The 21,619-nt window shown below is 60.2% G+C and carries 20 protein-coding genes; 11 read left to right on the top strand and 9 right to left on the bottom strand.

Annotated features, from left to right (window positions below; translation table 11 throughout):
- Positions 1–135: 135 nt before the first annotated feature.
- Positions 136–1,241, top strand: a protein-coding gene (locus tag ABF821_RS09010; RefSeq protein WP_415529760.1) for an IS3 family transposase whose coding sequence is annotated in 2 segments (ribosomal slippage) — positions 136–388 and positions 388–1,241 — 1,107 coding nt in all. Because the reading frame shifts where the segments join, the coding sequence is not laid out codon by codon here.
- Between the two features lie 236 nt (positions 1,242–1,477).
- Here ABF821_RS09010 and ABF821_RS09005 read toward each other — a convergent pair.
- On the bottom strand, positions 1,478–3,397 hold the full coding sequence (locus tag ABF821_RS09005) for a hypothetical protein (RefSeq protein ID WP_415529759.1): 1,920 nt from the start codon (positions 3,395–3,397) through the stop codon (positions 1,478–1,480).
- A 718-nt stretch (positions 3,398–4,115) separates the two neighbouring features.
- On the opposite strand from ABF821_RS09005, the gene ABF821_RS09000 reads away from it, so the two are divergent.
- On the top strand, positions 4,116–4,406 hold the full coding sequence (locus ABF821_RS09000; RefSeq protein WP_415529758.1) for a hypothetical protein: 291 nt from the start codon (positions 4,116–4,118) through the stop codon (positions 4,404–4,406).
- Between the two features lie 338 nt (positions 4,407–4,744).
- Here the strand turns inward: ABF821_RS09000 and ABF821_RS08995 are convergent, their stop codons facing one another.
- From ABF821_RS08995 to ABF821_RS08975, 5 genes are all read right to left on the bottom strand, one after another.
- Positions 4,745–5,392, bottom strand: a complete 648-nt coding sequence (locus tag ABF821_RS08995) for an ABC transporter ATP-binding protein (protein WP_415529757.1) — start codon at positions 5,390–5,392, stop codon at positions 4,745–4,747.
- A 12-nt stretch (positions 5,393–5,404) separates the two neighbouring features.
- Positions 5,405–6,211 carry an ABC transporter permease gene (locus ABF821_RS08990; RefSeq protein ID WP_415529756.1) on the bottom strand — a complete coding sequence of 269 codons (807 nt, stop codon included), beginning with the start codon at positions 6,209–6,211 and terminating at the stop codon, positions 5,405–5,407.
- Positions 6,208–7,398, bottom strand: coding sequence for a capsule biosynthesis protein (locus ABF821_RS08985; RefSeq protein WP_415529755.1), 1,191 nt, complete (start codon positions 7,396–7,398; stop codon positions 6,208–6,210). The genes ABF821_RS08990 and ABF821_RS08985 overlap by 4 nt, the downstream gene beginning before the upstream one ends.
- Before the next feature lie 77 nt (positions 7,399–7,475).
- On the bottom strand, positions 7,476–8,774 hold the full coding sequence (locus ABF821_RS08980) for a polysaccharide biosynthesis/export family protein (RefSeq protein WP_415529754.1): 1,299 nt from the start codon (positions 8,772–8,774) through the stop codon (positions 7,476–7,478).
- A 181-nt stretch (positions 8,775–8,955) separates the two neighbouring features.
- Positions 8,956–9,771 (bottom strand): exodeoxyribonuclease III, encoded by an 816-nt coding sequence (locus ABF821_RS08975; protein ID WP_182973043.1) that lies wholly within the window; start codon positions 9,769–9,771, stop codon positions 8,956–8,958.
- A 280-nt stretch (positions 9,772–10,051) separates the two neighbouring features.
- Between ABF821_RS08975 and uvrC the strand changes: the two genes are divergently transcribed.
- The 7 genes from uvrC (at position 10,052) to ABF821_RS08940 (ending at position 17,310) form a co-directional block, all read left to right on the top strand.
- Entirely contained in the window at positions 10,052–11,932 is a 1,881-nt protein-coding gene (gene uvrC, locus ABF821_RS08970) for an excinuclease ABC subunit UvrC (RefSeq protein WP_415529753.1), read from the top strand.
- Positions 11,933–12,031: 99 nt separating this feature from the next.
- On the top strand, positions 12,032–12,628 hold the full coding sequence (gene pgsA / locus ABF821_RS08965; RefSeq protein ID WP_415529752.1) for a CDP-diacylglycerol--glycerol-3-phosphate 3-phosphatidyltransferase: 597 nt from the start codon (positions 12,032–12,034) through the stop codon (positions 12,626–12,628).
- A 92-nt stretch (positions 12,629–12,720) separates the two neighbouring features.
- The gene (locus ABF821_RS08960) at positions 12,721–13,254 is read left to right on the top strand and encodes a hypothetical protein (protein ID WP_246401370.1); all 534 of its coding nucleotides are present in this window, start codon (positions 12,721–12,723) and stop codon (positions 13,252–13,254) included.
- A 58-nt stretch (positions 13,255–13,312) separates the two neighbouring features.
- The gene (locus tag ABF821_RS08955) at positions 13,313–13,573 is read left to right on the top strand and encodes a MoaD/ThiS family protein (RefSeq protein WP_415529751.1); all 261 of its coding nucleotides are present in this window, start codon (positions 13,313–13,315) and stop codon (positions 13,571–13,573) included.
- A 3-nt stretch (positions 13,574–13,576) separates the two neighbouring features.
- Positions 13,577–14,047: a molybdenum cofactor biosynthesis protein MoaE gene (locus ABF821_RS08950; RefSeq protein ID WP_415529750.1), complete on the top strand. Its 471-nt coding sequence runs from the start codon at positions 13,577–13,579 to the stop codon at positions 14,045–14,047.
- Between the two features lie 230 nt (positions 14,048–14,277).
- The gene (locus tag ABF821_RS08945) at positions 14,278–16,212 is read left to right on the top strand and encodes a ribonucleoside-diphosphate reductase subunit alpha (protein WP_415529749.1); all 1,935 of its coding nucleotides are present in this window, start codon (positions 14,278–14,280) and stop codon (positions 16,210–16,212) included.
- A 69-nt stretch (positions 16,213–16,281) separates the two neighbouring features.
- Positions 16,282–17,310, top strand: a complete 1,029-nt coding sequence (locus ABF821_RS08940) for a ribonucleotide-diphosphate reductase subunit beta (RefSeq protein ID WP_182973050.1) — start codon at positions 16,282–16,284, stop codon at positions 17,308–17,310.
- Between the two features lies 1 nt (position 17,311).
- On the opposite strand, the gene ABF821_RS08935 is transcribed toward ABF821_RS08940, so the two are convergent.
- Entirely contained in the window at positions 17,312–18,136 is an 825-nt protein-coding gene (locus tag ABF821_RS08935; RefSeq protein ID WP_259657199.1) for a tRNA1(Val) (adenine(37)-N6)-methyltransferase, read from the bottom strand.
- A gap of 58 nt (positions 18,137–18,194) precedes the next feature.
- Between ABF821_RS08935 and ABF821_RS08930 the strand changes: the two genes are divergently transcribed.
- On the top strand, positions 18,195–19,271 hold the full coding sequence (locus ABF821_RS08930; protein ID WP_246401376.1) for a polyprenyl synthetase family protein: 1,077 nt from the start codon (positions 18,195–18,197) through the stop codon (positions 19,269–19,271).
- Between the two features lie 137 nt (positions 19,272–19,408).
- Here the strand turns inward: ABF821_RS08930 and ABF821_RS08925 are convergent, their stop codons facing one another.
- Both ABF821_RS08925 and ABF821_RS08920 read right to left on the bottom strand, forming a co-directional pair.
- Complete coding sequence (locus tag ABF821_RS08925; protein ID WP_182973051.1) at positions 19,409–20,233, bottom strand: glutamate racemase; 825 nt, start codon at positions 20,231–20,233, stop codon at positions 19,409–19,411.
- Between the two features lie 10 nt (positions 20,234–20,243).
- Positions 20,244–21,002 carry an orotate phosphoribosyltransferase gene (locus ABF821_RS08920; RefSeq protein WP_182973052.1) on the bottom strand — a complete coding sequence of 253 codons (759 nt, stop codon included), beginning with the start codon at positions 21,000–21,002 and terminating at the stop codon, positions 20,244–20,246.
- 233 nt (positions 21,003–21,235) lie between these two features.
- Between ABF821_RS08920 and ABF821_RS08915 the strand changes: the two genes are divergently transcribed.
- Positions 21,236–21,475, top strand: a complete 240-nt coding sequence (locus ABF821_RS08915) for a hypothetical protein (protein WP_182973053.1) — start codon at positions 21,236–21,238, stop codon at positions 21,473–21,475.
- Positions 21,476–21,619 lie beyond the last annotated feature (144 nt).

Here is a 21,619-nt window from a genome sequence, read left to right as displayed (position 1 = left end):
GCGAGAAGCGGGAGAAGGTGTCGATCACGGTCAGGATCCTGATCTTGCGGCCCGTTGACGTGCTCCCCGAAAACACGGCCAATTTGAGTTGGAATTTTCCACGTATGATCCCGTAAGCGGGACGAGGAGAGTTTCATGAAGGCATCGAAGTTCACCGAGGCGCAGATCGCGTTTGTTTTGAAGCAGGCCGAAGGGGGCACACCTGTCGGCGAGGTCTGCCGGAAGGCAGGCATTTCGGATGCGACGTTCTACAACTGGCGGAAGAAATATGCGGGCCTGATGCCATCCGAAATGAAACGGCTGCGTCAGCTCGAAGACGAGAACGCGAAGCTGAAACGGATCGTGGCGGACCTGTCGCTCGACAAGGCGATGCTGCAGGACGTGCTGTCAAAAAAGCTCTGAGGCCTGCGCGCAAACGCGAACTCGTGGACAGGCTTCAGGGGGAGTGGAAGATCTCGACACGGCGGGCCTGTGCGGTGCTGCAGATCGATCGTTCCCTCTATGTCTACAAGTCGAAGCGCGGCACGCAGGCCGAACTGACACAGCGGATCCGGGAGATCTGCGAAACCCGTGTGCGCTATGGCTATCGCCGCGTTCATATCCTGCTGCAGCGGGATGGCTGGGCTGTGAACCCGAAGCGGATCTATCGTCTTTACAGGGAGTTGGGCATGCAACTGCGCAACAAGGTGCCCAGGCGCCGGGTCAGGGCGAAAGTGCGCGAGGACCGTCGTCCGGCGACGCACACCAATGACAGCAGGGCGATGGATTTTGTTCACGACCAGCTTGCGACGGGCCGCAAGATCAGGATCCTGACCGTGATCGACACCTTCTCCCGCTTCTCGCCGGCCACGGATCCCCGGTTCAGTTATCGCGGCGAGGATGTCGTCCAGACCCTGGAGCGGATCTGCGGGCAGATGGGTTATCCCAGGAGCATCCGGGTCGACCAGGGCTCGGAGTTTGTCAGCCGGGATCTGGATCTATGGGCGTATCAGAAGGGTGTCGTGCTCGACTTTTCCCGCCCGGGCAAGCCGACCGACAACAGCTTCATCGAGTCCTTCAACGGCAAATTCCGGGCCGAGTGTCTGAACACGCACTGGTTCATGAGCCTTGACGACGCCCGGGCAAAAATGGAGGCTTGGCGTCAGGACTACAACGAGGTCCGCCCACACAGCGCCATCGGTAACAAACCCCCGATATCGCTGCTGAACGGCTCTCCGGCGGATCTGCCGGTGGAGCCTTGAACCCGGAAGTTTCCAGTTCACTCTGGCCCAAAGTCGGGGAGCACTTCATCCAGTGGACAGACCTTACTTCAATTCGAGGGCATTTCAGGGGGCAGGGTCAACTCGAACGGCACGGATTCATGTCTCCCAACGCCGTCCGAGCCAAGGCTCTGGCCAATGCAGCTATCGCCGCTTAGGCTTCAACCAACTGTCTCAAAAACCAAGGCCGGTACAGGGTCATGGCCCCTGACTACAGACTACCCGGGATCTGAACCGATGCGTCTCCTTCTCATTGCGTTCCATGCCGACAAAGCCATAGCCCGCCATCGCCTTGAGGGCGTGCGAGAGGTAACATTCTCTCTGAGAACAGGTGCTTCGCTGAGATCCAAAGCCTTAATCCGAGAGCGAATATCCTCGAAGAGGCGAAAGTAAACCTTGCGATCAAAATGGTGGAAATCGCTACTTTGTTCAGTTCGGCTCTCCACATAATTTTCGATAGAAAGCACCGTAAGGTTGGGTTCGTTGTCGGCAAGATCGCGCAGTCGGCGATCTATATTCACATGGCGGTCGATTGGGTTCCCGTCGGCTTGCTTTTGGGGAGGGCTGAGCAGGAACACATGCGTACATGGCGACGCCTGACGCAAGATTTGGATAATCGATTCAATAAACAAATCTGGCGTAGTAAGGCCATTATGTTCGTAGTTTGTCTTGAGTTCAGCGAGAGCGGTACGTACCTGAGTGATGATCTCTGGGCTATAATCAGAGCCCAAGACAGCTTCAAGATCGTCCGCATTGAATTGCAGAGGATCTTGATAGCCCTTCTCGACCAGCGGTTGCAGATGGACAGGGACTTGAAATCCTAATTCCCGATGCCGATACACGGGAAAGATGTTGTCGGCCCAAAAGGCAAGAATCCATATTTCCGATCCTTCTCCCGCTGTCGTTAGGGCACTCTGAAAATCTTCCAGCTTATACCCCAGATTCGTCAGAGAAAGAGTCGCAGCAGCCGAAAGGTCACCGCTGCTCAAACGCAGCACCTGAGAATGATCACGCCGCACAGGAAATAGATCCCGATAGAAAAAGGTCTCTTCGATCAGATCGTCCGTCAATAAGCGGAAATAATGCGACACTGCCAAGAGATCGCAGCCACCACGCACGACGATACGAGAAACTTTGCCTGGTACGGTGGCTGATTCGATGCTGCCGGAACCATCGTCCAGTCGTATCCAATCAACTTGGGCGTCAGTGTTCCTAATATCGGTAAGCACCTCGCCCACGATATTGATCGAGGGACTACCAAGGCGTCGATAGAGCCAAGTCTCCACTTGCATACCCAGAGTGCGGCAAGAGAAGCAGTAATGATCCAGAATACGCTTGGATCCGTCGACCCACATTGCATAGAAGCCAACGTAGCCGTAATCGCCATAGCGGTCGATAACACGAACCAAGCCGGACTGAATATGAAGATCGGAGAGTAAGCGTCGCAGCATGCTGCGCGCCGCATCGATGTCATCAGGCAACCGCTTCTTGGTGAAGTTGAGTTGGTTAGTACGGTTGATGATTTCGATCGCGCGGTCGATATGAGTTTCGATATCGTGGTCGAGGATGACCTTGATGTCGCTATCACGCAGAAAGTCGGCTGGGTCGGAAGCTTGAACCATCTCCGAAGCTCGGTGTTCCAGCAGTTTGTACTGTTGCAGGCGGGTCAGGCCGCTGTCATCCTTGCCTTTAAATAACGGAGAATCTAGGAGTCCCGGGATAATCGAAGGATCGGCCACCTGGATGCCCTCGACGAACCTTTGTGCCTCGGCGAGGTTCAAGGGATTGTCGTCGATGAAAAGGACAGTGGGTGGACGTAGCCCCGCAGTCTCCACCAAGCCTTTAAGGCGCGCGCCCTTGGCCGTCCAATCGATACTCGGAAAGACAAAATAATCCCAGAGACCTTTCTCGCGCAGAATGGCTTCGATTGACGCATGGTCATTGCGAGAGCAGATCGAGCTGATAATGCCACGCTTGGCTAACTCGATGACGATATCGTGGTGTGCTTGAATGTAGTCATGCCCACCCTCCGTCACGGTGCCCCGCCAAAAGGTTTCGTCCAAGTCCCAGATAACGAGACGAACTTTTTCCTGATCAGTGGAAGAGTGAGATTGCGGCGTCACTGTCTTTTTCTTCATGTTATACTTGTTGCGGAAAGGAGACAGAGTTCATCGGAAACGACCAGACGCCTACGGCGGTGCGCCAAGACTTTGCTCTTGCCCGCCTCCTTGATCCACTATGCATCTCTGCAAAGGGGTCTACCCAGTAGACTGCAAAACAGCCATTCAATCAGTCTTCGCCGGCATTTGGCTCCGGTCATCGTTCCCACATATCCTGTCCCTTTTCATCAGGATCTGAATAACGCCCGTGTTTTTATTGTCTATCGAGTATGAATTCGTGCCATGATATCAAGGGTATCGGCGACTGTATACCCTGCATCTTTCCCAGCGCACCGACGGTGGATAGCACCAGTGGAAGAAGTTGAATGGCTGACGTGGTCTCCCGAAATAGTGTCGGGAGTCAAATGGCAAGCTGTTGCTCTATTGTATGAGGGAGCGATGATGCCGGAGAAGCGGGAGTTGGATGGTGCGCTGAGGGCGAAGATCAATGGCTATCTTCGCGGAGAAATATGGGGCTCAAATATCCGGCCGCCGTCAAATGTCAGCAGAAGGATACTGATGCATTTTTGGCGCTCTACGATTTCTTCGCCGAACATTGGGAACATCTGTGGACCTTAACCCGGTCGAGTCTTCGCTATCGTCCGGCACAGAATGACCCGCGAAGCCTGTCACAAAAAACGCCAGACTAAGGTTTGTGGGGATTCATCGTGAGTGTATGACGGCTGCGGCGAGATAGATGATGGCGCTGAAGCTTTTGTCCGTTTTATCGGCGCGCATCGCGATGCGTTTGAATTTCTCAAGCTTACAGAAGAAGTTCTCGATCGGACGCCGCCATTTATACATTTCGCGACCCAGCCGCAGCGGCTTTGAACGCCTTGTTGGTGATGAAAGCGTCGAATTCGAGGTCGTCAATCAACGGTGGCACATCCACGCTGTCGACGTTCTGGCCGGGCATCAGGCGGAAACGCACGAGATTACCCAAGGCATCTGTCAGTACAACGCGTTCCATCCGAAGCTTGAATTATAACCCAAGCCTCATGTGAAGCTTCACAAATCTTAATTTGGTTTTCACGCTTGTGTCCGGGCCGCGTCGAAAGCCTAGCGACGGCTTCAAGGAGTAAATCACTTACCTTGCATCATTGATGGCGTTATCCTTACAAACGGCGTCGCCAAGCTAGAGCCATATCCGTTCACACTGGTTCACGGATATGGCTCTAGATCATTGTTTTATCGAGCATCTTTATCCGACCGAATGAGTCCATCCGGTTGGATGATGCTCTAGCCGTCATGACATAGAGCGCCGCCAGATCGGCGCCTATGATCTAACTTCGTGCATAGCTCCGAGTGTTTTCCTGCCTGGTTTTTTTAAAGATTATTATAAATATCAATACCCTCCTGTACGGTATTGCAAATATTCATTTTTCCATCTTGTAAAACCATGCCATAATCACAAATTTCTTTTACGAAGTCCATACTGTGAGAAACAAGTATAAGAGCACGATCGTTGCGCTTTTCAAAAAGCTCCCGACGGCAACGTTCCGTAAAGCGTGCATCACCGACCATGATCACTTCGTCAATCAGATAGCATTCGAATTCGATTGCAATGGATAGTGCGAAGGCAAGTCGAGCTTTCATACCTGACGAGTAGTTCTTTACCGGCTCTCGGAGGTGAGTGCCCAGTTCGGCGAAATCGTCCACAAAACGGCGCATTTCGCCGTAATCGCGATTATATATGCGCGCGATGAACCTTAAATTGTCCAGTCCACTCAGGCTGCCCTGGAACGCTCCGGCAAACGCCAGCGGCCATGACACGGTCATGTCCCTTTCGACGCGTCCCGATGTCGGCATATCAACACCGCCGATAATCCGCAGCAAGGTCGATTTTCCGGCTCCATTATGTCCAAGAATGCCCCATTTTTCACCGCGTTGAATGGTAAAATTCACGCCGTTCAATACGCGCTTTGTGCCCGATGATGTGTGGAACTCCTTAACGATGTCGACGCATCTTAGCATGGTTTGGTGGCTCTATCCCGTGATTTCCAGATGCTTTCTGACGCCTGCGGTCAGGAATATGCCGATAAGCAGCATCAGGGCAGTGCTCCAGGTGTCGTAGAAAAGATCGTACTTAACGCTGGCTTCTATCCCGAACTCGCCGCCTCGGATCATCTCCACGTTGTTGGCCATAGGAGAAAGCATCAAGATCCATTGGTAACGGAGCGGAAGCCAGGCAACCATAACGAACGCTCCGCTCATCGGGAGCGATAGATAACTGAAAACGCTCACGACTTTTTCGACAAGCTCGGACATTTCGCTTAACGACGCGGCTAGCAGGGCGGTCGCGAAAGAAAAAAAGCACTGAAACACCATACCCAGTATAAAGAGGCCGTAATTTTGGGGCGGGTTCATGTAGTCCATGCCGATAGCGGCCATCATTACAATGCCGCCGGCCATGATTGTTCCGACAATTTCCAGAAACGAGCGTGCCGTGATGACGTCGAAAGGCGTTACCTGTCGATGGAAAAAGAGGCTGCCATTGGACTCATACGCCTTGATGGCACGCCCCATGCAGTGGCGCCACATCGTCAGGGGAATATAGCCTGTGACCACCATAGCTGTCATGGCCAGACCATGCTCGCGCGCCGGCCTGATAGCCGTCCATACGATTGCGACGCCGGCACAAAAAAGAATTGGTTCCCCGATCAGCCAGAGGAAACCCAAATTCTCGCGCCCGTAGCGAGTGTGCAGTTCCCGAAGGATGAGCGCATGAATGACCTTGTATTGAATAACGAAGCAGGAGAGCAGCGTATCGCGTCGCTGAGGTTGTGGCGTCATGTGATCTTGTGCTCCCTCGCGCCTGCAATGAGAAGCCGCCCCATGATGTAAGCGCCGTAGAAAGAGACGAGAGAAATTGCCATCACTTCGAGGGTAGGCGGATATGCGGGATAATCAGGCTTGTCGGGGCGGGAGACTTCTTCCAGGAAGACCATTTGATGGTCTGCTCGGGCCTTGGCGCTTTGCAGGGATGCCACCTCTGACGCCAATACCTGCTGCAGGATTTGCCGCTGGATGGTCAGGTTGTCAAACTCGGTCAGTGTCGGCACCAGGGAATGGGTATCACCCGTCAGCCGGGCGGATGCGGTGTTCAGTTGTTTGCGCAGGATATTGATCTGCTGCTCGTAGACGGCAATGGACGGACTGTCGGGCGACGTCTGGCGCGTCTGGTCCAGGCGCATCTGTGTGGCGGTGAGCAGCGATTGCAGCGCGTATTGCGTGGAAACCAGGGGCTCGCTCTGCTTCTCCGGGTCGATCATCGCGCTGGTATTGCGGAAGGCTGCAAGGCGGGTTTGCAGGTCGCGGATCTGGTCGAGCGTTGTGTCGACCTCTCGCTGTGCGGCATCCACCAGATTCGCGCGCTGCCGGCGGTTGATCTCGTTCACCAGGTCTTCTGCGGCCGCGATGAGCGCCTTGGCAATGCGCTGTGAATCCTCCGCGCTAAAGGTGCGGACGGTCAGGACAGACAGGGAGGTCTCGGCATCGATCTGTGCCTTTACGTGTTTCTTGTAGTATTTGTAGAAGCTTTCCAGATCGTGCCGCGAATACCAGTTGGGGAAGCGGGCCATGAAATCTGCGCTCGGGTGCGAGAAGACCTGGGCCAGTCCGTCTTTGTGGAGCAGGAGTGCCATGGCGTCACGCGACATGAGATAGTCTTGCACGGCGAACGTATCATCGCTGGTGACGGACTCATTCATGCCGGTTTGCATCATCATGGAAAGCGGCGCACTTCCCATGCTGTGTTCGCCGCGCACCATGAAATGGGATTCGGAAATATATTGCGGGCTGGCGATAAGGGTCAGATAGAGAAAGAGGAAAATATTCGGAACGATAACAGTTAAAAAAAGTCCGGACCCGATCTTGTTTCTTACAAAAGCCAAGCCGGCCGCAAGCGGCGCTGCCGCATGGGCCGGCTGGGATGCGGGCGCTAAGGCTAATGAAGGGTGTTCTTGAAACTCATCTGACATCGAAAGACTTTCCTGCTCCAACCTCGATCGAAAAACTGCACATATCCTGTTTCGTTGCGGGCATCCTGGCTTATGCGCTAGCGCGCCACCATGTAGCCGGCCGTAATGCCCGGTTGGATGATCGTGCTGATAAGGCCGAACAGTTTGTAGAAATTATTCGCCTTCGCGTTGGAGTAATACAGCATGTCCTTGTCTCTCATGGCGAAATGCTGCCCCAGGAAATAATTGCCCGGATTCATCATGTCGATTTGGTACACGATCGGCGTGACCGGCTTGCCTTCGGCCACAGGAAGACCCAGCCGCCTCACGACGTCGTTGTCTTCATAGCGCAGAAGGAAAATACCGTTGGGATCGGACTGCTGGTCCAGAGGGCCTCCCGTCCTGGCAAGGGCTTCGGACAAGGAGAGTTCAGGTACCGCAAACGGGACCTCCGACACCTTGCCGGTGGCACCGAAAACGGTAAAGGTTCTGGGTTTGTAGATAACCTCGATCCGGTCGCCGGGATGAATCTCGATGTTCTGCGACGGGTCGTTTTCCGGAACGCTCATCGCCACGCGCGCCACGTGGTTGCCTCGCGTCAACTGGATGATGGAATCCTCCGGCGGATGGGGACTGCCCTGCGCCAGGGCGATGACATCCATGAGACGCTCGCGCGCGGGGGTGAGGAATACGCGTCCAGGGCGGGTGACGTTTCCATAGACGATGGCGGAGTTGGTCACGCTCTCTACGACATGGACGACGACCTGAGGCGCCTGCGATTTTCGCGCCAAGGCCTGGCGTACTGTCGCGGCCGCCTGATCCACCGTCTGTCCTGCCACATGCAGCGTGCCTGCATAGGGGACGGTGACGGTTCCTTCTGCACTGACCTTCAGTGGCGGCAGATTGCTGAGCATGGCCTTGGCGCCCTGAGGGTCCTGCCCGGTGCCGCCGGACGACAGGATGCTGCCGGTATTCTGGGTAGTTGTAGAGCCGCCTGCCATGGCGGCGGCCATCGACGTGCCGCTGGCATTGCTGCCACCGCCGCCGAACAGGCCATTACCGATTTCATAGATCGAAATCTGAATCGTATCACCGGGGCCGATCATGTCGTTGCTCGTCGGCCGATCGGTTATTTTGTCCAGAGACGAAAGGGGGGCGGGGGAATCGCTGGCAAGAATCGTCAGGAGATCGGAACTGATCTGTACGAGACCGAACCCCAACTTGTTTTTCTGCGGGTCTTTTTGAGCGCTGAGGAACTGTGATTCCGTGGGGCCGCTGCTTGGCAGGGAACTGCAACCAGACAGAAAGATCAGGCCACTCGCCAGCACGCCGGATACCTGCGCTGCCATACGGTATGTGGCGGTGCCGGCACGCAGGCGGGAGTGTTGAGGAATCATATGAACCACGCGACATACCACCAAGAAAAATTTGTCTCTGGTCAGACTGCCAAAGCTCTATGTCAAAGGTTGGACAGATTGACAAGAAAGTGCTCGGGCACACATCGGCTCGTGCCGATAGTCGGTCTGAAAGGGGGGGGGGATCGCTTCCGATCCCTATATTTGCGGTGCCCGCGCGCCTTCAATCTCGGAAATCAACCACGACCGGAACATGATCCGACGTTGTAGGCCAGTCACGTGCGTCTCGCAGCACCGTCATGTCGACGAGGCGATCCGTGAGGTCAGGTGTGACCCAGATATGGTCCAGGCGGCGTCCGCGGTTGGATGCTTTCCAGTCCCGGTTGCGATAGGACCACCACGTATAGAGTTTTTCCTGCGGCGGCACGAAATGCCGCATCGCATCGACGAAGCCGTTTTCCTGCCACGCCAGGAGCCGGCTGGTCTCCGGCGGTGTATGGCTGACCACGGTCAGCAATTGCCTGTGGCTCCAGACATCCTGTTCAAGCGGGGCGATGTTCAGGTCGCCGACCAGAATGGTCCGGCGGTTGGGCCGGTTGGCGAACCATGTCGTTGCCTCGTCCACGAACGCCAGCTTGTGCGCGAATTTCGGGTTGGCATCCGGGTCGGGAATGTCGCCGCCGGCCGGGACATAGAAATTGTGCAGTTCGACCGCTTCGCCATCAAGGGGGAAGGATGCCGCGATATGCCGGCAATCACTCCGCGCGCACCAGTCAGGTGTATCGTCGAGCGACGTCAACTGCACGCGCGAGAGGATCGCGACGCCGTTATAGGATTTCATACCGCGATAAAGGACGTGGGCGTATCCAAGGTCGCGCACCGCATCGGCCGGGAACAGATCGTCCGGAACCTTGGTTTCCTGCAGGCAGATAATGTCGGGTCGGAGAGCCTCGCCGAGCCGGGCGAGCAGGGGCAGCCGAAGGCGGAGCGAATTGATATTCCATGTGACGATGCGCATATCGGTGACATTGCCCATCATGCTCAGGCTGACAAGAGCGATTCCCGTTCTGACGAATAGAATGGAATCGCATGAAAGGTGACCGGGTTGGCGATGCGGAAGTTTGGTTCATGGGGAGACGAGCGATCCTCGGCTTTTGGGCGGATCGGAATAAATTTATAATAATCAGAGAGTTATTTTTCTGTGCTGCTTTTTTATGCAATCCAAGTCGGGGGCAGGAAAACCGCCCGTCCCACGATTCTGCCCGTGCCTGCTCCACAGACTTATCCACATGATCGGTGGATGAATGGGAAACGGCTTGATGGACGGTGAGGCGGTCGGCGCCCCGCGCATCCGGGGCGTCGAAGCGATCCAGCAGGCGTTGCAGACCATGCCGCTCTCGCCCGGTGTCTATCGCATGATCGGCGAGAAGGGAGAGGTACTGTACGTCGGCAAGGCGCGACTGCTGAAGCGGCGGGTGACATCGTACACGCACCTGGGCAAGCTGCCCGAGCGGCTGCGGCGGATGGTGTCCGAGACGGTGACGATGGAGATCGTCACCACGCATACCGAGGCCGAGGCGCTGCTGCTGGAAGCCAATTATATCAAGCGCATGAAGCCGCGCTTCAATATCCTGCTGCGCGACGACAAGAGCTATCCGTGGATCATGATGAGCGATGGCGATGCCTTTCCGCAGATCGCGAAACATCGTGGCAAGCTGGTCAAGGGCGCCTCCTATTGGGGGCCGTTTGCCTCGGCCTGGGCGGTCAACCAGACGCTGAACCTGCTCCAGCGCGTGTTCCTGCTGCGGTCGTGCTCGGACGCCGTGTTCAACGCACGCACGCGGCCTTGCCTGCTATTTCAGATCAAGCGCTGCTCGGCGCCCTGCGTCGGGCGCATCGAGCAGGCGGATTATGCCCATCTCGTGGAGCAGGCGCGGGCCTTTCTGTCCGGCCAGCGCAACGGCCTGCGCGATGAACTGGTTCGGGAGATGGAGGAGGCGGCGGCCAGCCTGGCGTTCGAGCGCGCGGCCACCATTCGCGACCGCATTCGCGGCTTCGCGGCGATGCAGGATTCGTCGGTCATCAATCCCGCGTCGCTCGACGATGCGGATATCGTGGCGATCGCACAGGTGGCGGGACAATCCTGCATTCAGGTCTTTTTCATCCGCGGCGGCCGCAACAATGGCAATCGCGCCTTCTTTCCCATCCATGCCCGTGACGAGGCGCCGGGCGATGTGCTGGGTGCGTTCCTGTCGCAATTCTATGACGACAAGCCGCCGCCGGCGCAGATTCTTCTGAACTGCGAGATCGCGGAACACGATCTGATGGCCGACGCGCTGGGCATCAAGCGTGGCCGCAAGGTCGAGATCCTCGTGCCGCAGCGGGGTGAGAAACGCGCGGTCGTCGAGCATGCTGAGACGAACGCGCGCGAGGCGATGGAACGCAAGATGGCCGAAAGCACGGCCCAGGCGAAGCTGCTGGACGGCGTGGCGGACCTGTTCGGGCTCGATACCGCGCCGCGCCGGATCGAGATCTACGACAACAGCCATATTATGGGTAGCAATGCCTATGGTGTCATGGTGGTGGCCGGGCCGGAGGGATTCGACCGCCGGAGTTACCGCAAGTTCGCGATTCGCGGGCCGATCACGCCGGGGGACGATTTTGCGATGATGCGCGAGGTGCTGGAGCGCCGCTTCAGCCGCGCCTTGCGCGAGCGCGAGGCGGAAGGAGGCGCGGCCGACTGGCCGGATATCGTCCTGATCGACGGCGGAGCAGGCCAGTATTCCGCGGTGCGGACGATCCTGGATGAACTCGGCGTGTCGGACGTGACGCTTGTGGCGATCGCCAAGGGACCCGATCGGGATGCCGGGCGGGAATGGTTCCATGTGGCCGACCGTCCGGCCTTCCAACTGCCACTACGCGATCCGGTACTATATTATCTACAGCGGCTGCGTGACGAATCTCACCGTTTCGCCATTTCCACCCATCGCGCCGGCCGGTCCAAGGCACTGGTGAAGTCCGAACTCGACGAGATTCCGGGCGTCGGCGCGGCGCGCAAGCGCGCGCTGCTCAACCAGTTCGGTTCGGCGCGTGGGGTAAGGCAGGCGGGACTGGCCGAACTGGAGGCAACGCCGGGGATCAACCGCGAGACCGCGCGCGTCGTCTATGGCCATTTCCACCCCGGCTGGAGCGGCGCATAGCGCCTATGACCGACGTTGAGGCAGGTGTGAGCGTTTTCTTCATCAGACCGGCGTGAAGTACCGTTCCTGTTCGCCATGTCTTGTTGTACGGTGCGTCCGATGCTGACCGACCTGCCCAATATCCTGACCCTGTCGCGGATTGGGGCGATTCCCGTCCTGGTTGCCCTTGTGGCGATGGGGGGGGCGATCACGGATTGTGCGGCCTGCCTGCTGTTTATCGCGGCTGCGATCACCGATTATCTGGACGGTCGGCTGGCGCGCGCGCGGCAGCAATATTCCGAACTGGGCCGGATGCTCGATCCGATCGCCGACAAGCTGCTGGTCGGCGCGTCGCTGATGATGCTGGCCGGAACCGATCATCTGCCGTTCGGCGCATTGTATCCGGCCATCATTATCCTGGCGCGGGAGATCCTGATCAGCGGCATGCGCGAGTTCCTGGCCGCGACGCGGATCAGCCTGCCGGTGACGAAGCTGGCCAAATGGAAGACCGGTATCCAGATGACGGCGATCGGTTTCCTGCTGGCCGGCGACGGGACGGGGCGGCTGTTGCAGATGCCATGGCTTCCGGTCGGGCTGATCGGGTCGGTCCTGCTCTGGATCGCGGCCGTTCTGACGGTCATGACCGGATGGGATTACCTCATGACAGCTCTGCGGCATATCGGCCGCCACGATGGCGCGTCAAAAATCGCGTCCTGATTGTATCGTTGCATTTCATGCCACTTGTGGTTGTGGAGACGAATGGGCAGACTTCCAATCGCGAGCGGTGCAGGCGCGGGCGGAGGGGCAGGATGATACGCAGGGCGGCGGTGCTTTCACTGCTGGTATTACAGGCGGGTTGTGCCGGGTTCGGCAAGGTGATGGCCGATGACGCAACCTTTCCCGGAGTCAATCCAAACCTGCCTGGGGGGGATGCCGAGAACCTGCGTCGCGCCAAGGGGGAAGGGGTCGCGGAGCGGCCGATCCTGCCCCAGGGCGGCAATATGTGGCCGGGCCCACCCGCGCCGCTGCCGACCCTGGGCGATGCGACGCGGGAACGTCATGGGGCTGACGATGACGGCCTGCCGGCTGATGCGGCCACAGGGCCGGAACTGCCCGAGGGTGGCACGCTGAGCGCGGGCGAACAGGCGGAGATCCGCGGCGGGGTGCAGAATTCCTCGGTTCGGACCCCGGGCCCTTCGGCGGGGCAGGAGGATGCTGCACTTGCCCGATCCGGCCAGACGGCCTCGACCATCGTTATTCCCAATGGGGATGGCACCAGCACGGTCATTACCCCGAATGGCACCGTGAAGACGGTGCGGGACACGCAGGGCGTTTCCAGATAGGAACAGCCGCGCGGCCGGGCCGGAGGGCGGACACGGCGATGACGGGGAGGCGGTGAGCATGGTGGAAATTCTGTATTTCGCCTGGCTTCGGGATCGGCTGGGCCGGTCGCGGGAGACGTTCGTGCTGCCGCGTGATGGGGGGCTTTCGGTTCGTGACATCATGGACGGGCTGCGTCGGCGCGGTGCGGCTTATGAAGAGATATTCGCCGAAGGCGGCGGGGCGATCCGCTGTGCCGTCAATCAGGAATTCGCCGCACTCGATTCGCCCGTGCGAGCGGGCGACGAACTGGCTTTCTTTCCGCCTGTGACGGGGGGATAGACCGTGCTGGTCGATATCCGGGTGCAGGAAGAGACCTTCTCGTTGGATGCCGAGATCGCACGGCTGGCCGCAACGGGATTCGATGTCGGCGGGATCGGTGCCTTCATCGGGCTGGTGCGCGGTGATGCGGGACTGGCCGCGCTGGCCCTGGAACATTATCCGGGCATGACCGAATCCATGATCGCGCGAATCGTGGCGCAGGCCGGCACCCGATTCGACCTGCTGGCCTGCACCGTGATCCACCGGGTAGGGCGGCTGCCGGTCGGGGCGCCGATCGTGCTGGTGCTGTGCGCGGCGGCCCATCGGGGGGCGGCGCTTGAGGCGACGGGCTTCGTGATCGACTGGCTGAAGACGCAGGCACCGTTCTGGAAACGCGAGGATTATCCGGACGGGCAGGCGAGGTGGGTCGCCGCGCGCGAAAGCGACGAAGCCGCCGCGGCCCGATGGGACGCCGGAGGCCCGTCGGAAGCGTAACGATTTCTACCTCGGGCCGTGGCGGGGCGCCCCTGATGGAGGGCGAAGAAAAAAAACTTTTTGCTTGACGCGGAAAGTCCTGACTTCGCGTCGAGCGGCCCCCTTGCCGTCTCGGCATCTTCATATATCTAGTGCGTTCTTGGTTGCCCTGACGCGATATGTAGCGTCATAATGCCGCCCCGGACATAAGCACAAACGCCGTGTCCCGGCGATTTTCACGGAGATGATGGATGAGCCTGGATGACGTATCCGGAACCGTGTCTGATCGTCCGGTCGATGAGCGTGGCCCGTTTCAGGACCACGAATCCGGCCAGACGCCCGACATGTTCGATGATGTCGTCCAGCTACCCGGCCACCATCCCGTGCGGGTCAATCGGTCGCGCGACGCGCTGCTGACGCCGTTCGGCAAGGCGACGCTGGATAACCGTTATCTGCTGGACGGCGAAAGCTATCAGGACCTGTTCGGGCGCGTCGCATCCTATTACGGCGCCGATCCGGGACATGCGCAGCGGCTGTATGACTATATCTCGCGCCACTGGTTCATGCCGGCGACGCCCGTGCTGTCCAATGGCGGGACGACGCGTGGCCTGCCGATCTCCTGCTTCCTGAACGAGGCCAACGACAGCCTGCGCGGCATCGTCGATCTGTGGAACGAGAATGTCTGGCTGGCCAGCAAGGGCGGCGGCATCGGCTCCTATTGGGGCAATCTGCGTTCGATCGGCGAGAATGTCGGCCGTAACGGCAAGACGTCGGGCGTGATCCCTTTCATCCGCGTGATGGACAGCCTGACGCTGGCGATTAGCCAGGGGTCGCTGCGCCGGGGATCGGCCGCCGTGTATCTGCCGGTCTGGCATCCCGAGATCGAGGAATTCATCGAGATCCGCCGCCCGACCGGCGGCGATCCGAACCGCAAGGCGCTGAACCTGCATCATGGCGTGCTGGTGTCGGACGCCTTCATGCGTGCCGTGGCCGAGGATGCGGAATGGGTGCTGCTGTCGCCCAAGGATGGCGCGCATATCCGCCACGTCTCCGCGCGGTCGCTGTGGATTCGGATCCTGACGGCGCGGATGGAGCAGGGCGAGCCCTACATCATCTATTCCGATCATGTGAATAACGCGCGGCCCGAGCACCACAAGCTGGCGGGACTGGAGGTCAAGACCTCGAACCTGTGCGCCGAGATCACGCTGCCGACCGGCATCGACCATCACGGCCAGGAACGGACGGCTGTCTGCTGCCTGTCCTCCCTCAACCTGGAAACCTGGGAAGAGTGGAAGGACGATCCGCAGTTCATCGAGGACGTGATGCTGTTCCTCGACAACGTGCTGCAGGATTTCATCGACCGGGCGCCGGACGACATGGCGCGCGCCAAATATGCGGCCTCGCGCGAGCGATCGGTCGGGCTGGGGGTGATGGGCTTCCATTCCTTCCTGCAGGCGAACAACGTGCCGTTCGAAAGCGTGATCGCGAAGGTCTGGAACAAACGGATTTTCAAGCATATTCGCGAGCAGGCCGACAAGGCGTCGCGCAAGCTGGCCGAACTGCGCGGGGCGTGCCCGGACGCGGCGGAATATGGCGTGATGGAGCGCTTCTCCAACAAGATGGCGATTGCGCCGACGGCGTCGATTTCCATCATCGCCGGCAATTCCAGCCCCGGAATCGAGCCGATCGCCGCCAACGTCTTCCTGCAAAAGACGCTCTCCGGCTCGTTTACGGTGCGCAACCGGCATCTGACCAAGCTGCTGATCGACAAGGGCCAGAACACCGACGAGGTGTGGTCGTCGATCACCCTGACCCAGGGCAGCGTCCAGCATCTGGATTTCCTGACCCAGCAGGAAAAGGATGTCTTCAAGACCGCCTTCGAACTCGACCAGCGCTGGGTGGTGGAGCACGCGGCCGATCGCGCCGGTTATATCTGCCAGGCGCAGTCGATCAATCTGTTCCTGCCCGCGAACGTGCATAAGCGCGACCTGCACCAGATCCATTACCTGGCATGGAAGCGGGGTGTGAAATCGCTATATTATTGCCGTTCGCTGTCGATCCAGCGCGCGGATACCGTCAGCAACGTGCTGGACAAGAGCGACGTCCTGGTTCCGGAGCCGGCAGCGGCCGCGCCGGCCACGCCGACGTCATCCACCAATTACGATGAATGCCTGGCCTGCCAGTAAGCGGGTAAGGCGGCGCGACCGCCTGCCTCTACAGGCTGTTTGCCGCATTGCTGTCGCGGAGAAGACGACATGACCGACTCCCTCAACGCGCCTCAGCCCGAGGGCGAAGCCCATTTCGACCTGCTGACGGCAAATCCGGTCTACAAGCCGTTCCGCTATCCGTGGGCCTACGATGCGTGGCTGACGCAGCAGCGCGTCCATTGGCTGCCGGAAGAAGTGCCGCTGGCCGATGACGTGAAGGATTGGCACCGCACCCTGACCGAGAGCGAGCGGCATCTGGTCACCCAGATCTTCCGCTTCTTCACGCAGTCGGACGTGGAGGTGAACAATTGCTACATGAAGCATTACAGCCGGGTGTTCAAACCGACTGAAGTGCTGATGATGCTGTCGGCTTTCTCGAATATCGAGACGATTCATATCGCCGCGTACAGTCATCTGCTCGATACGATCGGCATGCCCGAGTCCGAGTATTCCGCTTTCCTTAAATATAAGGAAATGAAGGATAAATATGACTATATGCAGGGCTTCTCGGTCGACAGCAAATACGACATCGCGCGCACGCTCGCGGCGTTCGGCGCGTTTACCGAGGGGCTTCAGCTTTTTGCGTCCTTCGCCATCCTGCTGAATTTCCCGCGCTTCAACAAGCTGAAGGGCATGGGCCAGATCGTGTCATGGTCGGTGCGGGACGAGACCCTGCACTGTCTGTCCATGGCGCGGCTGTTCCGCACCTTCATCCATGAAAATCCGGAAATCTGGACCGAGAAGCTGCGCGAGGACATCCGCCAGGTCTGCCGCGACATCGTCGATCATGAAGACGCATTCATCGATCTCTGCTTCGAGATGGGGCCGGTCGAGGGCCTCGATGCCGATCTGGTCAAGACCTATATCCGTTTCGTGGCCGATCGTCGCCTGAGCCTGCTGGGGCTGGACGGGATGTACCATGTCCCGGCGAACCCGTTGCCGTGGCTGGACGACATGCTGAACGCCGTCGAGCATACGAATTTCTTCGAGAACCGCGCGACGGAATACAGCCGGGCTTCGACCTCCGGTACCTGGGAAGAGGCGTTCGAGGAGAGCATCTTCCAGTCGGACGGCTGATTTATCCGGCGTCCAATGGCGCGCCGTCGCGCAGGATGGCGTCTGCCTCCGGCGTAAAATGCCCGTCTGCCCGGTGCAGTGTCATGCCGGGCAGGAGGGCGGCATCCCCCCGACCGCCGACGCGGCCCTGAACCAGCACGATTCTTGCCGGCCGGCCAGCCTTGGGCCAGAACGGGATCAGGCGGATCGACCCGATGCCGTGCGCCCGCATGGACGCGATCGCCGCGTCGAGCGAGGCGGCGGGCAGGGCGAGGGTCAGCGTGCCATGATGGCGCACCTGCCGCCCCAGACTGCGGACCCAGACATTCAGCATGTCGTTCGCCACGACGCGCCGCGCGATATCGCGGCGTGGATCGGGTGAGGCGCTGGCATCCGTGCGATGCCAGGGCGGATTGGCGAAGGCGTGGTCGAATCCGCCCCCCTGGAGCGGGAAGTCGGCGATGGCAGGCAGATCGGGCAGCGTCGCGCACGCTGCGCGCAACCGGTCGAGGCCATTGTCGTTGAAATTGGTCTGGGCCAGGGCTGCGGTGCGGGCGTCGCGTTCCACGCCGATGCCGGTGATGCCAGCCACCCGCCAGGCCAGGCACATCAATCCCGCGCCAGCCCCGCATCCACCTTCCAGGATGCGCTGGCCGGGGCGGGCAGGGACGGAGGCCGCCATCAGGACCGGCTCCAGTCCCGTGCGGTAGCCCTGGCGGAATTGCCGGTAACGGAGCCGGCCGTCGAGCAGCGTTCCGTGGCTCAGGACCTCGATGGATGCGTCGTCCGCGGCACATGCCAGATGCGGCGTCGGCTCATGTATGATGTCCTTCGGCTTGACCGTCATTCTCACGCCGCTCATATGTTCTACAGACCAATCCAACGGGGTCGGGGAGTTTAACCTTTTGGGCGTTGCAGTCACTCTGCCGGAATCCGAGAAAACGGCAACCGCGAAGCATTCCGGCTCCGGCGCCTCGGCGCAGGAGGGGGCCGAAGCTGCTCTGCAGGAGTTGTCGAGCTATCTCGCCGACGACATGGCCGCGTGCAATCGCGCCATCATCGAGCGGATGGATAGTCCGGTCGCCCTGATCCCCCAGTTGGCGGCGCATCTGGTGGCGGCCGGTGGCAAGCGGCTGCGGCCGTTGCTGACGCTGGCTTCGGCGCGCCTGTGCGACTATCCGGCCGGGCCGGACCATCAGCGCCATGTCGCATTGGCCGCGTGCGTGGAATTCATCCATACCGCGACCCTGCTGCATGACGATGTGGTGGATGAGAGCCAGTTGCGGCGCGGGCTGGCCAGCGCCAACGCCGTGTTCGGCAACAAGGCATCGGTGCTGGTGGGCGATTTCCTGTTCGCCCGCTCGTTTCAGTTGATGACGGATGACGGGTCGCTAAAGGTGATGGCGATCCTGTCCTCGGCGTCGGCGACGATCGCCGAGGGCGAGGTTCTGCAGATGTCGACGCAGAACGACCTGTCCACCTCGGTCGATCAGTATCTGACGGTCATCCATGGCAAGACGGCGGCTCTGTTTGCCGCCGCCTGTCGCGTCGGGGCGGTGGTGGCCAAGCGACCGGAGGCCGAGGAACAGGCGCTGGAAGCGTTCGGCACCAATCTGGGCATGGCCTTCCAACTGGTTGACGACGCGCTGGACTACGCGGCGGACCAAGCCGTGCTGGGCAAGACCGTGGGCGACGATTTCCGCGAAGGCAAGATCACGCTTCCGGTCCTGGCGGCGTATGCCGCTGGAAGCGAGGAGGATCGCCGGTTCTGGCGGCGGGTCATCGAGGAGAGCGAACAGGCGCCCGAGGACCTCGACCACGCCATGGCCCTGATCGCCCAGACCGATGCCATCGGTGTGACGCTGGACCGTGCCGCCGCCTATGCCCGCGCGGCATGTGAGGCACTGAATATCTTCCCCGATACCCGTTTGCGCCGTCTGCTGCAGGATACCGCGTCCTACACCGTCAGCCGGGCCAGATGAGATGAGAGCCTGATCGGGAAAGGCCCCCGGCAGACGCCGGCGAGCCTTTCCCGTTCTTTCGCTGCGCGTGGCCGATGGCATGGCACTTGCCTGTGCTTGTCCGACTTTTTTCAGCCAGCCCAAGACGACCGCATCGGTCAGATCGCCGTGATCGCCGGAGCAAAGAGGGCTGGTGCGCCATAGCCCAGCGCGACCATGGCTGTCGTCATGCGCATGGGCTCGGCCGGCATGGCGGTAAAGAAGGCCCGATCCCGATCGTGATGACGGAGGGCTTCGGACCGAGGCGGAAGCCCCCGCAAGACCGTCGCCGCCTGACGCGCCACGGCATCCGCCGGGTCCAGCCAGATCATCCCTGGTGGCGAGGCCGCGCGAAAGGCATCCATCAGGAATGTGTAATGGGTGCAACCGATGCCGACCACGTCGATCCGGTCGCCGCCGGGCTGTTCGAACAGGGCCGCCAGTTCCCGCTGGACGATGTCGGGCGCCACCGCATGGCCGCGAAAGACACGTTCGGCCAGATCGGCGAGCCCGCGCGCACCGTGGGCCAGCAGAGTGCAATCCGGGGCGTAGCGTTGTTGCAGGGCACGCAGATAGGGACGGCGGACAGTCGCCCGCGTCGCCAGCAGCCCGATGGTACGGGTGCGGCTCAACTGGGCAGCCCATTTGATCGGCGGGACGCACCCGACGAACGGGATGGCGTATCGGTCCCGCAACGCCCCCAGCGCCAATGTGCTGGCGGTGTTGCAGGCGATGACGACGAGATCGGGCGCGAGGCTGGCGATGGCCTCGCCCATCAGGGTGACCACGCGCGCGATCAGCGTGGCGTCTTCCTGCTCGCCATACGGATAGATCGCCGTGTCGGCCAGATAATCGACCGGTATGCCGGGGAGGCGGGCGCGAAGTGCCCGAACGATTCCGAAACCGCCGATCCCCGAATCGAACGCGAGAATCCGCTGCGTCATGGCAGGGCGATCAGCCCTGGCCCTGCGCGCTCTTGAAGGCCAGCGCCTCCTCCAGGCTGGACACGCCGCCGTGCCTGCCCGACCAGCCGCACGGATCTTCAAGGAAGCGCCGGACCTCGGAGGCGTCCTTCTCCGAGAAATAGGGCTGGCCGGCGCAGGCTTCCAGCACATCCCACCAGGTGCAGAGCGCATGCAGCGAGATGTTCATATCCGCCAGCGTGCGCAGCGAACCGGGAAACACGCCATAGAAGAACACGACGAACGTGTGATCGACGATTGCCCCCGCGTCGCGCAGGGCGCGGGCGAATCGGATCTTGGAGGAGCCGTCGGTCGTCAGGTCCTCGACCAGCAGGGTGCGCATGCCGTCGGGCACATCGCCTTCGATCTGCGCATTGCGGCCGAAACCCTTGGGCTTCTTACGGACATAGGCCATCGGCGCCATCATGCGGTCGGCGATCCAGGCGGCGAAGGGGATGCCTGCGGTTTCGCCGCCCACGACGGCGTCGATGCTTTCGTAGCCGATATGCCGGCCGATCTTCTCCACGCCCAGTTCGACGATCTTGGCGCGGGCGCGGGGGAAGAAGATGATGCGGCGGCAGTCGATATAGACGGGCGATTTCCAGCCCGATGTCAGCGTGTAGGGGTCCTCGGGCCGGAAATTGACCGCCTTGATTTCCAGCAGCAGCTTGGCGGTCGTCAGCGCGGCATCGCGGTCCCAGGCGGATGAGCCCGACGAGGCGCCTGTGCCGTAGCCTGTTGAATCGTTCATCTGGTGTGTCTTTCCGGTCCGATAGCGTAGGAAAACGAGGTGGAAAAGCCTTAGCGGGATCGTCCGGGAAAATCCATCGCGCGACCGACATCATTCCATCGGAATCCCGCCTGTGCCGCGCCACGCGAGGGGCTGGATCGCGTTCGGCCGGGGGGCGGTTTCTCTTGCCGGAGACGGAGATACTCGTTAGTATAACTGTAATTGCAAATCGTTCGCAATAAGGATTTAATACTGTGGCGCCAGAAAACGGCCGGATTACACGAAACTGCGAACGGGCGGTCGTGACCGCGTACCGGGAGTTGCGGGATGTCGGGACGGGCGATGTTTCGGCGTTCCACGCCTGCACCACCTTGTATCGTATCCATCATCCCGAGGCGTCGCTGAACGAAGCGCGGCGTCTGGTCTCCGAATGGATCGACCACCATGTGGTGCGTGAGGCCGAAGGGCCGACACCGGGTTGCGACTGTCCCTGACAGTTTTGCCACATTGATGCGCGGGTAACGCAAAAGCCCCGCGGGCCCCCAGCCGCCCGGCGCAGTTGGGTATTGTGGCGGCGCGCGGGCCCGGGCACGGGCCAGGCCCGCCCCCGCGGGGCGGGCGCGCCCCCCCCCCCACCC

This window comes from Gluconacetobacter sp. (genome assembly GCF_047721585.1).
Taxonomy (GTDB): Bacteria; Pseudomonadota; Alphaproteobacteria; order Acetobacterales; family Acetobacteraceae; genus Gluconacetobacter; species Gluconacetobacter dulcium.
The sequence above is the reverse complement of the archived record's forward strand: the minus strand, read 5'-3'. Positions and strand labels throughout refer to the sequence as shown.

What these genes read in the sequence shown, in the direction of transcription:
- ABF821_RS08985 (WP_415529755.1), bottom strand. Translation starts at nt 7,398, where the DNA reads ATGTCAGATGAGTTTCAAGAACACCCTTCATTAGCCTTAGCGCCCGCA.
- ABF821_RS08925 (WP_182973051.1), bottom strand. Translation starts at nt 20,233, where the DNA reads ATGACGCAGCGGATTCTCGCGTTCGATTCGGGGATCGGCGGTTTCGGA.
- ABF821_RS08975 (WP_182973043.1), bottom strand. Translation starts at nt 9,771, where the DNA reads ATGATGGGCAATGTCACCGATATGCGCATCGTCACATGGAATATCAAT.
- pgsA (WP_415529752.1), top strand. Translation starts at nt 12,032, where the DNA reads ATGCTGACCGACCTGCCCAATATCCTGACCCTGTCGCGGATTGGGGCG.
- ABF821_RS08995 (WP_415529757.1), bottom strand. Translation starts at nt 5,392, where the DNA reads ATGCTAAGATGCGTCGACATCGTTAAGGAGTTCCACACATCATCGGGC.
- ABF821_RS09000 (WP_415529758.1), top strand. Translation starts at nt 4,116, where the DNA reads ATGATGGCGCTGAAGCTTTTGTCCGTTTTATCGGCGCGCATCGCGATG.
- ABF821_RS08960 (WP_246401370.1), top strand. Translation starts at nt 12,721, where the DNA reads ATGATACGCAGGGCGGCGGTGCTTTCACTGCTGGTATTACAGGCGGGT.
- ABF821_RS08945 (WP_415529749.1), top strand. Translation starts at nt 14,278, where the DNA reads ATGAGCCTGGATGACGTATCCGGAACCGTGTCTGATCGTCCGGTCGAT.
- ABF821_RS08990 (WP_415529756.1), bottom strand. Translation starts at nt 6,211, where the DNA reads ATGACGCCACAACCTCAGCGACGCGATACGCTGCTCTCCTGCTTCGTT.
- ABF821_RS08920 (WP_182973052.1), bottom strand. Translation starts at nt 21,002, where the DNA reads ATGAACGATTCAACAGGCTACGGCACAGGCGCCTCGTCGGGCTCATCC.
- ABF821_RS08935 (WP_259657199.1), bottom strand. Translation starts at nt 18,136, where the DNA reads ATGACGGTCAAGCCGAAGGACATCATACATGAGCCGACGCCGCATCTG.
- ABF821_RS09005 (WP_415529759.1), bottom strand. Translation starts at nt 3,397, where the DNA reads ATGAAGAAAAAGACAGTGACGCCGCAATCTCACTCTTCCACTGATCAG.
- ABF821_RS08955 (WP_415529751.1), top strand. Translation starts at nt 13,313, where the DNA reads ATGGTGGAAATTCTGTATTTCGCCTGGCTTCGGGATCGGCTGGGCCGG.
- ABF821_RS08980 (WP_415529754.1), bottom strand. Translation starts at nt 8,774, where the DNA reads ATGATTCCTCAACACTCCCGCCTGCGTGCCGGCACCGCCACATACCGT.
- uvrC (WP_415529753.1), top strand. Translation starts at nt 10,052, where the DNA reads ATGGACGGTGAGGCGGTCGGCGCCCCGCGCATCCGGGGCGTCGAAGCG.
- ABF821_RS08940 (WP_182973050.1), top strand. Translation starts at nt 16,282, where the DNA reads ATGACCGACTCCCTCAACGCGCCTCAGCCCGAGGGCGAAGCCCATTTC.